This is a genomic window from Acidovorax sp. CF316 (genome assembly GCF_000276605.1).
Lineage (GTDB): Bacteria > Pseudomonadota > Gammaproteobacteria > Burkholderiales > Burkholderiaceae_C > Acidovorax.
On the sequence record NZ_AKJX01000164.1, the window covers coordinates 32,558 to 45,131 of the forward strand.

The 12,574-nt window shown below is 68.7% G+C and carries 11 protein-coding genes; 3 read left to right on the forward strand and 8 right to left on the reverse strand.

All coding sequences use genetic code 11. From position 1 onward, the window contains the following. The first annotated feature begins 29 nt into the window (after positions 1 to 29). Together PMI14_RS20810 and PMI14_RS20815 are read left to right on the forward strand one after the other, a co-directional pair. Positions 30 to 611 (forward strand): TetR/AcrR family transcriptional regulator, encoded by a 582-nt coding sequence (locus PMI14_RS20810; RefSeq protein WP_007857333.1) that lies wholly within the window; start codon positions 30 to 32, stop codon positions 609 to 611. Between the two features lie 144 nt (positions 612 to 755). Beyond that, positions 756 to 2,327: a methyl-accepting chemotaxis protein gene (locus PMI14_RS20815; protein WP_007857334.1), complete on the forward strand. Its 1,572-nt coding sequence runs from the start codon at positions 756 to 758 to the stop codon at positions 2,325 to 2,327. A gap of 25 nt (positions 2,328 to 2,352) precedes the next feature. Here the strand turns inward: PMI14_RS20815 and PMI14_RS20820 are convergent, their stop codons facing one another. Further along, complete coding sequence (locus tag PMI14_RS20820; protein ID WP_007857335.1) at positions 2,353 to 3,405, reverse strand: GlxA family transcriptional regulator; 1,053 nt, start codon at positions 3,403 to 3,405, stop codon at positions 2,353 to 2,355. Positions 3,406 to 3,512: 107 nt separating this feature from the next. Between PMI14_RS20820 and PMI14_RS20825 the strand changes: the two genes are divergently transcribed. Next, positions 3,513 to 4,856: an amidohydrolase gene (locus PMI14_RS20825; RefSeq protein ID WP_007857336.1), complete on the forward strand. Its 1,344-nt coding sequence runs from the start codon at positions 3,513 to 3,515 to the stop codon at positions 4,854 to 4,856. A gap of 9 nt (positions 4,857 to 4,865) precedes the next feature. On the opposite strand, the gene PMI14_RS20830 is transcribed toward PMI14_RS20825, so the two are convergent. The 7 genes from PMI14_RS20830 to cysK form a co-directional block, all read right to left on the reverse strand. After that, positions 4,866 to 5,402, reverse strand: a complete 537-nt coding sequence (locus PMI14_RS20830) for a VUT family protein (protein ID WP_007857337.1) — start codon at positions 5,400 to 5,402, stop codon at positions 4,866 to 4,868. A gap of 11 nt (positions 5,403 to 5,413) precedes the next feature. Then, positions 5,414 to 7,144 (reverse strand): NAD(P)/FAD-dependent oxidoreductase, encoded by a 1,731-nt coding sequence (locus PMI14_RS20835; protein WP_007857338.1) that lies wholly within the window; start codon positions 7,142 to 7,144, stop codon positions 5,414 to 5,416. 78 nt (positions 7,145 to 7,222) lie between these two features. Beyond that, on the reverse strand, positions 7,223 to 8,299 hold the full coding sequence (locus PMI14_RS20840; RefSeq protein WP_007857339.1) for a hypothetical protein: 1,077 nt from the start codon (positions 8,297 to 8,299) through the stop codon (positions 7,223 to 7,225). Between the two features lie 57 nt (positions 8,300 to 8,356). Then, positions 8,357 to 9,421: a YbhN family protein gene (locus tag PMI14_RS20845; protein ID WP_007857340.1), complete on the reverse strand. Its 1,065-nt coding sequence runs from the start codon at positions 9,419 to 9,421 to the stop codon at positions 8,357 to 8,359. A gap of 10 nt (positions 9,422 to 9,431) precedes the next feature. Next, complete coding sequence (gene clsB, locus PMI14_RS20850; protein ID WP_007857341.1) at positions 9,432 to 10,679, reverse strand: cardiolipin synthase ClsB; 1,248 nt, start codon at positions 10,677 to 10,679, stop codon at positions 9,432 to 9,434. Then, entirely contained in the window at positions 10,676 to 11,443 is a 768-nt protein-coding gene (locus PMI14_RS20855; protein WP_186457762.1) for an endonuclease/exonuclease/phosphatase family protein, read from the reverse strand. The genes clsB and PMI14_RS20855 overlap by 4 nt, the downstream gene beginning before the upstream one ends. Before the next feature lie 159 nt (positions 11,444 to 11,602). Beyond that, positions 11,603 to 12,520: a cysteine synthase A gene (gene cysK / locus PMI14_RS20860; protein ID WP_007857343.1), complete on the reverse strand. Its 918-nt coding sequence runs from the start codon at positions 12,518 to 12,520 to the stop codon at positions 11,603 to 11,605. Positions 12,521 to 12,574: the final 54 nt, after the last annotated feature.

Consider the following 12,574-nt stretch of genomic DNA (forward strand, 5'->3'; position numbering starts at 1 on the left):
TAAAATAAGTCAAGCACCAGGAGGCAACCATGAAAGTGACAAGGGCGCAGGCCGAGGCCAACCGCGAACGCATCGTCGATGTGGCAGGCGAGTTGTTCCGCGAAAAAGGTTTCGATGGCATCGGCCTGAACGAGTTGATGCAGGCCGCCGGGCTGACGCGGGGCGGCTTCTATGGGCATTTCGAGTCCAAGGACGAACTGGCCAGCCTAGCATGTGAGCGCGCACTCTCGGCCAACAACCATTACTGGGAGGAGCTGTCTGCCAAGCCGCCGGCCGAGGCGTTGCAGGCGCTGGTGGGCTTCTACCTTTCGGACCTGCACTGCCAGCGCCTGGCCAATGGCTGTGCGATGGCCGCGCTGGCCGGCGATGTGGCCCGTGCCGGTCCTTCGCTGCAGGGTCCCTTCGAGGCGGGTGTCGAGAATTTTCTGCGGGTGCTGGAGCCGCTGATGCAGGCCGATGGCCCGGAAGAGCGCAGGGAGCAGGCCCTGTCCACCTTGTCGCAGCTGGTCGGATCCCTGGTGCTGGCGCGGGCCGTCCGCAGCCCGGAACTGTCGAGGGACCTGCGTGCCGCGGCGGGTGCTGCGGTGATGAGGGAGCACGCGGCTGGATGATTTTGGGGCTTTTGCCAGCCACAGGGATGGTCGGGAGCAGATGGTGCTCAAGTCGGTGCTATGGATTGACGATATAAGGGAAAACCCGGGTCATTGGCTGTGCGCTGCCCCGGACCTCTTTGATTGAACGAACAGATGCCCACCATGTCCCTCTCCCAGACGCGTGTCGCGTTCCGCCTGGCCCTGGCCTTTGGCGTCGTCTGCCTTGTCATGTCCCTGTCGGCCGCCGTGGGCATCTGGCGCTTGGCGGAGCTGCAGGACATCGCCGATGACCTGGGCGGCAACTCCTCCGAGCGTGCCCTGCTGGCGCGCGAGCTGCATGCCATCGTGGTGCTCAGCTCGGTGCGCGCCGAGACGCTGCTGGAGATCGACAACCCGGCCTATGCGGCACGCATCGATGCCGACCGCAAAGTCACCTCCGCCCGTTCCAGTGAGGTGCGCAAGCGGCTCGACGAACTGGCCGAAGACCCGCAGTCTCAGCGCCTCTTCGATGCCATCGACAAGGCGGGCAACCAGTTCCGCAGCGTGCGCGACGACCTGGTCAAGCGCCGCAAGGCGGGCGAGGCCCTGCCCGCCGACGCCATATCCGGCAGCCTGCGCCCTGCCGCCGACGCCTATGCGAAGGCGGTGGACGAACTGGCCGAGTACCAGCGCCAGCGCGTGGCCGATGCGCGCGAGGCCGCCCTGCGCAGCGAACGGCAGGGCAAGCTGCTGCTGGCCGCGGGCTCGGCGGTGGGGCTGCTGCTGAGCCTGGTGTGTGCCTGGCTGCTGTCACGCTCTATCCTGCGGCCGCTGGCCCTGGCGTCGGGTGTGACCGACCGTATCGCCGAGGGCGACCTGACCTCGCACATCCCTGCCGTGGATGCTGGCAACCGCGATGAGCTGCAAGCCCTGATGGCCCGCCTGGGGGGCATGCAGGCGCGCCTGGCGACACTGGTCGTGGGCATGCGCGGGGCCAGCAGCTCGGTGGCCGATGCCAGCGGCGAGATTGCGGCGGGCAACAGCGACCTGTCGGCCCGCACGGAGCAGACGGCCTCCAACCTCGAGGAAATCGCGGCCAGCATGGAAGAGCTGCTGGCCACCGTGCGCCACAGCGCCGATGCCGCCGCGCAGGCCAGCAGCCTGGCGACCGGTGCCAGCGGCGTGGCCCAGCGCGGGCGCGAGGCGGTGGACCGCGTGGTGGGCACCATGGACGGCATCGCCCAGTCCTCGCGCCGCATTGCCGACATCACCAGCGTGATCGACGGCATTGCCTTCCAGACCAACATCCTGGCGCTCAATGCCGCTGTGGAGGCTGCGCGGGCCGGCGAGCAGGGCCGCGGCTTTGCCGTGGTGGCCAGCGAGGTGCGCAGCCTGGCCCAGCGCTCGGCCACGGCCGCCAAGGAGATCGGTGGTCTGATCAGCGACAGCGTGCGCCAGGTGGACGAGGGCTCGGCCCTGGTGCACGCGGCCGGCGGCACCATGGGCGAGATCGTCGATTCGGTGAAGCAGGTGGCGACCATCATTGGCGAGATCAGCACGGCGGCGCGCGAGCAGACCACGGGCCTGAGCCAGGTGGGCGAGGCCGTCTCGCAGCTGGACCAGATGACGCAGCAGAACGCAGCGCTGGTGGAGGAATCGTCCGCCGCCGCCCAGGGCCTGCGCATGCAGGCACAGCAACTGGCCGAGCTGGTGGAAGCCTTCCGCCTGCCGGCCAGCACCATCGGGCTGCGCTGAGCCGGATTGCTCCCTTAGAACCTGTTCAGCCGCCCGCCACTTCCACCCGCCAGCGCCGGCGCGGCGCGCGCAAGGCGTGGCGCTTGCGGTACTCGGCCGGCGGCGTGCCGACATGGCGTACGAAGATGCGCCGAAAGGCGGCAGGGTCTGCGTAGCCGCAGGCCACGGCGATGCTGCTCACGCTCTCCAGCGTCACCTCGAGCATCACCTTTGCGCGTGCGCAGCGCAGGGCATGCAGGTAGTCGAGCGGCGACTGGGCCAGCTCGGCCTGGAAATGCCGCAGCAGGGTGCGCGTGCTCACCGAAGCGGCCTGCGCAAGGCGTTCCAGCGAATAGGGTTCCTCCAGATGGGCTTCCATCCAGGCGATCGCGCGGGCCAGGGTGCTGTCGCGCGTGGCGGGGATGTGCTGCTGGGCATTGGCCTGCAGCGCCGCCTGCGCGCGCTGGTGGTCGGGTGCCATCACGGTGGCGAAGGCCCGGGCCAGTTCCTCGCCGAAGGCATGGCGCACCAGCGCGATGGCCAGGTCCACCAGGTTGTGGGGCAGGGCGCCGCTGAGCCAGGGGCCATCGTCGGTCCAGTCCCGGCCCGGCACCAGCGCGATGCCGGGAAAGTCGCGCGCAAAGCCGGCCATGTAGAACCAGGGCAGGCTGGCCGTGCGCCCCTGCAGGCGACCGCTGGCCGCAGCCAGCCAAGCCCCGTCCCCCATGGTCAGCAGTTTCTGCCCGGCATCCACCGCAATGCCGACCTGGCGCACCAGCGCGGGGTGGCGCGCGACCACCTGGCGGATGGCCGGGATGTCGGCCGCGAGGAACGAGGGAATGAACACCGCCTGTGCCGAGCCCGGGGGGCCTTCGGTGGAAGGCATGGCCGTGGTGTAGTGGGACCAGGGCGCGGGAGCAGTGGGCAGGGGCCGGCCATCGGCATCGAGGAGCCGCCAGTCCATGCGTGGAGCCTGGTTGCCCAAGCGCAGCCGGGCCAGCAGATTGGCGCTGCGCAGCAGGTCGATGAAGTGCAGTGCATTGCCCAGGGCGGACTCGGGTACCAGCGGAATGTCGATGCGGAAGGGAATGGTGGGCATGGCGATATTGGCTTTGCAGATGGCGATTTTCGCTTGTCATGAAACATCTGGCCACCCGTAGCATGAACGCTCGTTCTTTTTCTATCCCTCTGCACGGACCCCGCCTCATGCACAAAACCCTCTCGTCGATCGCCATCGCTGCCGGCCTCGTGGCCGGCAGCCTGACCCTGGTTTCTTCCGCCCATGCCCAGGCCCTGGATGCCGCCGGCCTGCAGGCCATCGATGCCGCCGTGAACGGCGTGGCGGGCAAGATGGTCAGCTGGCGCCGCGACATCCATGCCCACCCGGAGCTGTCGGGCCAGGAAGTGCGCACCGCCAAGCTCGTGGCCGAGCACCTCAAGCGCCTGGGCATGGAAGTGCAGACCGGCGTGGGCGGCACCGGCGTGGTGGGCACACTGCGCGGCGGCCTGCCAGGCAAGGTGGTGGCCCTGCGCGCCGACATGGATGCGCTGCCCGTGCCCGAGAACACCAAGCTGCCGTTTGCCTCCAAGGTCAAGGCCAACTACCTGGGCAAGGAAGTGCCCGTGATGCACGCCTGCGGGCACGATGCCCACGTGGCCATGCTCATGGGCGCGGCCGAGGCGCTGGCCAGCATGCGGGCCACGCTGCCGGGCACCATCAAGTTCATCTTCCAGCCGGCCGAAGAAGGCGCGCCTGTGGAACCCGATGCCAATGGCAAGGTGCCCAGTTTCGGCGCCAAGGCCATGGTGGAAGAGGGCGCATTGAAGGACGTGCAGGCCATCTATGGCCTGCACGTCACGGCCAACCTGCCGTCCGGCGTGGTGGGCTACCGCAGCGGTCCGCTGATGGCGGGCTCGGACAACATCAGCATCCAGGTCGAAGGGCGCGGCGGCCATGGCTCGTCGCCCTGGAACGCGGTGGACCCGGTGGTGGCTGCCAGCCAGGTCGTGCTGGGCCTGCAGACGGTGGTGAGCCGCCAGCTCAATATCAGCCAGGAGCCGGCCGTGATCACCATCGGCTCCATCCATGGCGGCACGCGCTACAACATCATTCCCGACAACGTGGAGCTGCTGGGTACCTTGCGCACCTTCGACGAAAGCATGCGCCAGGAGGCGATCAAGCGCATCACCACCACGGCCGAGTCGATTGCGGCGTCGAGCGGTGCCAAGGCCAAGGTGCGTTTCGGCCCCGTGGCCTATCCCGTGACGTCCAACCCCGCGGCGCTGACCGAGGCCTCGTTGCCCGCGCTCAAGCTGGCCACGGGTGGCAAGACCATGATCATTCCCAAGGTCAGCGGCTCGGAAGACTTCTCGGAGTTCCAGAAGGTGGCGCCGGGCTTCTTCTACTTCCTGGGCGCGCCGCCGAAGGGGGCGGACTTCACCAAGGCCCCGTCCAACCATTCGCCGCTGTTCGACATCGATGAAGACCAGTTGCCCGTGGGCGCACGCACCCTGGCGGCGCTGGCGGTCGACTTCCTGCAGCGCAAGTAGGTAGGCGCGTCAGCGCAGCGCTGCTGCCCGGTTGCCGATGAACAGGCGAAACGGCAGCAGCAGCGCCACGCCCAGAGTGAGCTTCACAGCCAGGTCGCCCAGGGCCCAGGTGATCCACGGGTCGCTGGTGCCCGCGAATGCGATGCTCCAGAAAACGGCCGTGTCCAGCACGGCCGCCAGCAGGGTGGCGACCAGCGGCGCGCGCCACCAGCTGCCGTGGCGCAGGCGATCGAAGACACCGATATCGAGCCACTGCGACAGCAGGAAGGCGGTGCCCGAGGCCACGGCAATGCGCGCTGGCGCCAGCACCAGCGAGGCCGCCACGGCCACCGCAAACCCCACCCAGGCCACACGCCGCGCCTGCTGCGGGCCATGGCGGCGGTTCACCAGCTCGCTGACCAGGAAGGCCACCGGGTAGGTGATGGCGCCCCAGGTGAGCCAGTCGTTGATCGGAAATTGAACCAGGATGTTGGAGGCCAGCACCACGCCGGCCATGGCCAGTGCAGCGATAGTGAACTGCGCGCGCGTGGGGGCGGTGAACGGCATGGCCACCCGCCTCAGGCAATGCCCAGCATGGCGCGGGCCACGGCCTCGCCGACCTTGATGCCGTCGACCCCTGCGGACAGGATGCCGCCCGCGTAGCTCGCGCCTTCCCCGGCCGGATAGAGCCCGCCGGTGTTCAGGCTCTGCAGGTTCTCGCCACGCCCGATCTTGAGCGGCGACGAGGTGCGCGTCTCCACGCCTGTGAGCACCGCATCGTGCATGTCGAAGCCCTTGATCTTGCGGCCGAAGGCCGGCAGGGCCTCGCGCAGCGCCTCGATGGCATAGCCGGGCAGGGCCGCGTGCAGGTCGCCCAGTGCCACGCCGGGCTTGTAGGACGGTTCCACGTCGCCCAGTTGTTTCGAGTCGCGCCCGGCGATGAAGTCACCCACCAGCTGCCCGGGTGCGCTGTAGTCGCGCCCACCCAGCACATAGGCATTGGATTCGAGCTGGCGTTGCAGCACGATGCCCGCCAGTGGGTGGTGCTGACCGGCCGGCTGCGCTTCGGCTCCGTAAGTGCCGCCCAGGTGCAGCGCGAAGGCTTCGGCGTCCGTGGGGTAGTCCGTGGGGTCGATGCCCACCACCATGCCGGCGTTGGCATTGCGCTCGTTGCGCGAGTACTGGCTCATGCCGTTGGTCACCACCCGGCCGGGTTCGCTGGTGGCGGCCACCACCGTGCCGCCCGGGCACATGCAGAAGCTGTAGACCGCCCGCCCGTTGGCTGCGTGGTGCACCAGCTTGTAGTCGGCCGCGCCCAGCAGCGGGTGGCCGGCATGGCGGCCCCAGCGCGCGCGGTCGATCACGCCCTGTGGGTGTTCCACCCGGAAGCCGATGGAAAAGGGTTTGGATTCCATGGCCACGCCGCGTTCGTAGAGCATGGCAAAGGTGTCGCGCGAGCTGTGGCCCAGCGCCATCACCACGTGGTCGGCACGCAGCTCGGTGGTCTCGCCCGTGGCCTGGTTCAGCACCTGCAGGCCGCGCAGGTGGCGGCGCTCGCCCGTGCCCTCGACGATCACGTCGGTCACGCGCTGCTCGAAGCGGATCTCGCCGCCCAGGGCGATGATCTGCTCGCGCAGGTTCTCCACCACTTTCACGAGCTTGAAGGTGCCGATGTGCGGGTGCGCCACGTAGAGGATCTCCTCGGGCGCGCCGGCCTTGACGAATTCGCCCATGACCTTGCGGCCCAGGTGGCGCGGGTCCTTGATCTGGCTGTAGAGCTTGCCGTCGCTGAAGGTACCGGCGCCGCCTTCGCCGAACTGCACATTGCTCTCGGCATGCAGTTCACGCTTGCGCCACAGGCCCCAGGTGTCCCGGGTGCGTTCGCGCACCGGCTTGCCGCGTTCCAGCACGATGGGCTTGAAGCCCATCTGCGCCAGCACCAGCGCGGCGAAGATGCCGCAGGGCCCGAAGCCCACCACCACCGGGCGCAGCGGCAGGTCGGCGGGCGCCTGGCCCACCGGCTGCCAGGCCATGTCGGGTGTGGGCTGGATGTGCGGGCGACCGGCATGCCGGGCCAGCAGTGCGCCCTCGCCCGAAGGATCGGCCAGAGTCAGGTCGATGATGTAGACCGCCAACAGGTCGGCCTTGCGCGCATCGAAGCTGCGCTTGTGCACCTGCACGGCGGCGATGTCGGTCGGGGCGATGCCCAGGATCTGGACGGCCTGGGCGCGCAGCGCGTCCAGCGGGTGCTCGGCGGCTTCGGCCGGCACGGCTGCCAGCGGCAGCTTGAGTTCGGAAAGGCGGATCATGGTCTTGCAGGCCCGTGTCGATCGGGCGGTGGCAATGTCGTGGGGCTGGTATTTTAAAGGAGGCGGTCCTGCCAGGTGCTAGTCGCCGTTCAACAGGTCTTCGCGCTGGGCCTTGAGCCACTGCTTGAGGTAGTCGTTGTCGTCCATCGCCTGCACCTCCCGCCGCAGCAACGGAATGTCATGCTCCAGCGCCTGGATCTGGCTGCGCAGCTGGGCCATCAGCTGACCGGGCTGCAGCTTGCGCCGCGAGGTGCTGCCGAGTTGTTCGCGCATGCTGGCCTCCAGCGTGGCCACCTCCTGCTGCAGCTCGGCTAACTGGTCGGTGAGCACCTGGTTGTAGCGCTGCAGGTGTGTGTCACCCACGGTGGCCATGTGCTGTGCGTCGATCTGCTCCACCTCGAGCTGCAATTGCAGCAGGTCGAGCAGGCTGCCTGCGGCGTAGGCCAGGTTCACGCGCTGCATGAGCGCGGTCTTGCGCAGGCGCTCGGCCTCGTCGGGCTCGCGGTCGGGGTGCAGGGCGCTGGCCAGTTTGCGGTACACCGAGCGCACCGACTGGCTGGCCTCCTGCGCAGCTTCCTGCTGCTGGCGCTGCTGCGCGCTGGGTTTGCGGGCCCGGCTGGCATGGTGGAGCTCGCGCTCCTGCTGCGCGCGCGCCTGACGCGCCTGCATTTCCTCCTCCACGCGGCGCACGATGTCCTCGGGCGATTCCGGCCCGCCGGGCGGCGCAATCTGCAATGCGTCCGGGGTGTCGGGCACATCCGCAAGCTGCTCCTGCGCATACTGGGCCTGCAGCGCCTGCATCGCAGCGCGGGTGGCCGGGTCGCGCACGTTGTCGGCCAGGTCCCGGGCCAGCCGGGCGATCACGGCATGCAGATCGCGCAGCAGCGTGCGGCCCAGGCCCTTGCGCGCCGAAGCTTCGACCAGGGCGTTGACCAGGGCGGCGTGCGCGGCGTAGTACCTCTCGAGCAGGGGTGCCACGTCCTTGGCGTAGCGCTGGTGGTAGGCGTCGATGGCCTGGTTCCAGGCGGCGAGGATGGCGCGCTGGTCGGCGATCTGGGCCAGCAGCGCATTGAACGACTGCTGCGCGGGGGTGAGCGATGGGTCACCAGGCTGGCGGCCGATGCGCAGCGGCGTGGCGGCGGGAGAAGGGGGCATTGGAGGTGCAAAGGGGAGGCGAAGGCCCCCGGATTTTGCCTGCACGGCCCAGGCGGGTCAGACCGTGCGGCTGCCGCCCTGGTGGTGGCGCCAGCGCAGCTCCACCAGGCCAAAGGCCAGGGCGGCCAGGACCAGCGGCGCAAAGAAGTACAGGCTGCGGTAGGCCAGGATGGCGGCCAGTGCCTGCGGCGCCGGCATGTAGGCCGACAGCACGGCCGTGCCCACGGCCTCCAGAACACCGAGGCCGGCGGGAATGCGCGAGATCAACCCCGCAACGGCCCCGAGCAGCACGGTGGCCAGGGCCGCCACATAGGGCACCTGCTGCTGCGTGAGCAGCCAGATGGCGCCGGCCATGACCATCCAGTTCACCGCCGACAGCACCAGCTGCAGCAGCCCGACGGACCAGTGCGGCATGGGAAAGGCATGCCCGCGCAGCGTGATCGGTTCCCCCCGGCGCAGCACGCAGACCACGAGGTACAGCCCGGTCACCGCGGCCATGGCGCTGCCGATCCAGCGCAGCTGGTGGCCGGCCATGTCCCAGCCTTCGGGCAGCTGGGGTGTCCAGAGCCAGAATACGGCGCCCGCGAGCACGAAGTAGCCGAGCCAGTTGGTGATGATGCTGATGGCCACCACCTGGCCGATGTCGCCCACCGACAGCCCCTGGCGCGAGTACAGCCGGTAGCGCACGGTGACACCGCCGATGAGCGAGCCCAGGTTGAGGGTGAACGGGTAGGCGATCAGCGTGGTGCCCACCGTGCGCGCCACCGGCAGGCCGTGCCGGGTGTAGTAGCGCCCGAACAGGTCGAAGGTGCTGTAGATGCCATGGCTGGCGAAGGCCAGCGCGGCGCCGCCCAGCAGCGCGGCGCTGGGCAACTCGACCAGCGCATTCCATACGGCGCCCCAGTCCACGGTGCGTGCCTGCCGGAACAGCAGGGCCCCGATCAGCAGCACGAATGCGCCCGTGACCAGCGTGATGGCCCAGGGCCACCAGCGGCTGTTGCGCAGGGTGTTCCAGCGGCTGGGGGCTGCCGGGGCTTCCTTGCGCGCGCCCGGCCTGTGGGCCGGGGCCGTGGGCGCTGGCGTGGCGGTCCCGCGCAGTGAATGGGTGGCGGGCGCGCTCATGGCCGGTACCCTAGGTGGCCGACGCCGCCTGGGGGTTGTCCGTGCGCAAGGCCTCGGCCTGCTCCTGGGCCTTGACCAGCGAGATGGTGGGCTCGTGGCGCGGCAGCCAGCCGGCCCATGCCGGAAACCAGCGCATCAGGTGGAACACGCAGTAACTGCGCACCAGGCGCAGCCCTTCCCACGGCCCCTTGGGCGAGGGCTCGACCTGCTTGCAGCAGTTGTCCATGAGGTGGGCCATGCGGCTGTACAGCGTGGCGTTGAACGTGCGGTCGCGGATGATCACGTTGGCTTCCAGGTTCAGCGACAGGCTCAGTGGATCGAGATTGCTCGATCCCACGGTGGACCATTCGTCGTCCACCAGCGCCACCTTGCCGTGCAGCGGGCGGTCGCAGTACTCATAGATGCGCACACCGGCGCGCAGCAGATGGTCGTAGAGCAGGCCGGCGGCCGTCTTCACGATGGGCATGTCGGGCTGGCCCTGCAGGATCAGGCGCACGTCCACACCCCGCCGCGCGGCCCGCCGCATCTCGCGGATGAAGCGGTAGCCCGGGAAGAAGTAGGCATTGGCGATCACCACGCGCTTGCGCGCCGAGCGCAGGGCAATGCGGTAGTGGCGCTCGATGTCGTTGGTGTGGTCGTGGTTGTCGCGGGTGACGAAGATGGCATGTGCGGTGCCCGCATACGGCTGGCCGCGCGCCGGCAGCGCCTTGGCGCGGCTGCGGCGGCGCTCAGCGGGGCTGAGAACGGCCTCGTGCGTGTACTGGTGCATCTGCGCGACGATGGGGCCGCGCACTTCCACGGCATAGTCCTGCTTGGCTTCCGGGCCGAAGTCGGCCACATGGTCGGCCGAGTAGTTGATGCCACCGATGAAACCATGCTCGCCATCGACCACCACGATCTTGCGGTGCATGCGGCGCAGCATGTTCAGGCGCTGGCCCAGCACCCGCTTGCCAGGATCGAAGATGCGAAAGTGCACGCCGGCCTGCACCAGTGCATCCAGGTATTGGTCCGACAGGTCGGGCGAGCCGAAACCGTCCACCAGCACATGCACCTGCACGCCACGTTGCGCCGCAGCGAGCAGCACGGCATGCAGCTCCTGGCCGATCTTGTCGTCGAACAGGATGAAGGTTTCGAGCATGACCTCGCGGCGTGCCTTGGCTATGGCCTCGAACACCCGGGGGAAGAAGTCCTCCCCGTTTTCGAGCAGCTCGAACTGGTTGCCCGGTACCCAGCGCGATGACTGCGAGGCCCGGCTCATAGCGAAATCTCCGCGGCCAGGGGGGCGTGGTCCGAGAGCTTGTCCCAGGGCTTCTTGGGCAGGTGCAGCGGCGCATGCACAGCGGCATTGCGCACATAGATGCGGTCCAGCGCCAGCAGGGGCATGGAGGCCGGAAAGGTGCGCACAGCGCGCCCTGTGGATTGCACGAACACCTCGTGCAGGCCGGCGCGGTCGCGCAGGATCTCGTGCGCGCGGCCACGCCAGTCGTTGAAGTCGCCGGCCACGACCACGGGCTCCTCGGGATCGAAGGTGTTCACCAGATCGCACACGCTGCGCAACTGGCGCTGGCGGTGCGCCTCCTGAAGACCCAGGTGCACGCAGATCGCATGCACGGGGCTGTGGTGGTTGGGCGGCTGCAGGATGCAATGCAGCATGCCGCGCCGCTCCGGCCCGCTCACCGAGATGTCATGGTTCTCGTAGTGGGTGATGGGAAACTTGGACAAAAGGGCATTGCCGTGGTGGCCGTTGTCGTACACCGCATTGCGGCCATAGGCGAATTGGGTCCAGATGGTGTCCGCCAGGAACTCGTAGTGGGGCTCCTGCGGAAAGTTCTCGACCCGGCCTGCATGGCGGTGGTGCGTGCCGAGCACTTCCTGCAGAAACACGAGGTCCGCAGACACGTGGCGCACGGCATCGCGCAACTCGTGCAGCATGAAGCGCCGGTTGAAGGTGGTGAAGCCCTTGTGCACATTCACGGTCAATACCTTGAAGGCAATGGGCTGGGATGCGGAGGTGTGCGCCATGGAAACAATCTGAAAAGGGTGCCGCACCGTGCTGGTGCGTGCCCCCTCGGGCATGCGCCGTCAGGGGTTGTGCCTTGATTGTTCCGGCCCGTGGCCGGGGCTTCTGTAGGACGGCTTGCCGTCAGCGCGTGCAGCGGCGGCCCAAAGCGCGGGCCCAGGTCAGGCGGGCAGGAAGCCTTCGACCGACAGGTAGCGCTCGCCCGTGTCGTAGTTGAAGCCCAGCACGCGGGCGCCCACGGGCAGCTCGGGCAGCTTCTGGGCAATGGCGGCCAGCGTGGCACCCGAGGAGATGCCCACGAGCATGCCTTCCTCGCGTGCGCAGCGGCGCGCGTATTCGCGTGCGGGCTCGGCATCGACCTGGATCACGCCGTCGAGCAGGGTGGTATCGAGGTTCTTGGGCACGAAGCCCGCGCCGATGCCCTGGATGGGGTGGGGCGAGGGCGCGCCGCCCGAGATCACCGGCGAGGCCGAGGGCTCCACCGCGAACACCTTGAGCTGTGGAAATTTCGCCTTGAGCACGCGCGCCACGCCGGTGATGTGGCCACCCGTGCCCACGCCGGTGATGAGGGCGTCCAGGCCATCGGGGAAGTCCTGGAGGATCTCCTGCGCCGTGGTGCGCTCGTGCACGTCGATGTTGGCGGGGTTCTCGAACTGCTGGGGGATCCAGGCGCCGGGCGTCTGGGCCAGCAGTTCCTGGGCGCGGGCGATCGCGCCCTTCATGCCCTTCTCGCGCGGGGTCAGGTCGAATGTGGCGCCGTAGGCCAGCATCAGGCGGCGGCGCTCGATGCTCATGCTGTCGGGCATCACCAGCACCAGCTTGTAGCCCTTGACGGCGGCCACCAGCGCCAGGCCGATGCCGGTGTTGCCCGAGGTGGGCTCGATGATGGTGCCGCCGGGCTGCAGCGCGCCCGAGCGCTCAGCGTCTTCCACCATGGACAGGGCGATGCGGTCCTTGATCGAGCCGCCGGGGTTGCCGCGCTCGGCCTTGACCCAGACATTGGCCGCGCTGCCGAACAGGCGGTTGATGCGCACGTGCGGCGTGTTGCCGATGGTCTGCAGAATGTTGTCGACTTTCATGGCGTCTCCTGGTCAAGAAAAGGGTGGGTGACAGTGCAAGGCGGCATTGTGGCC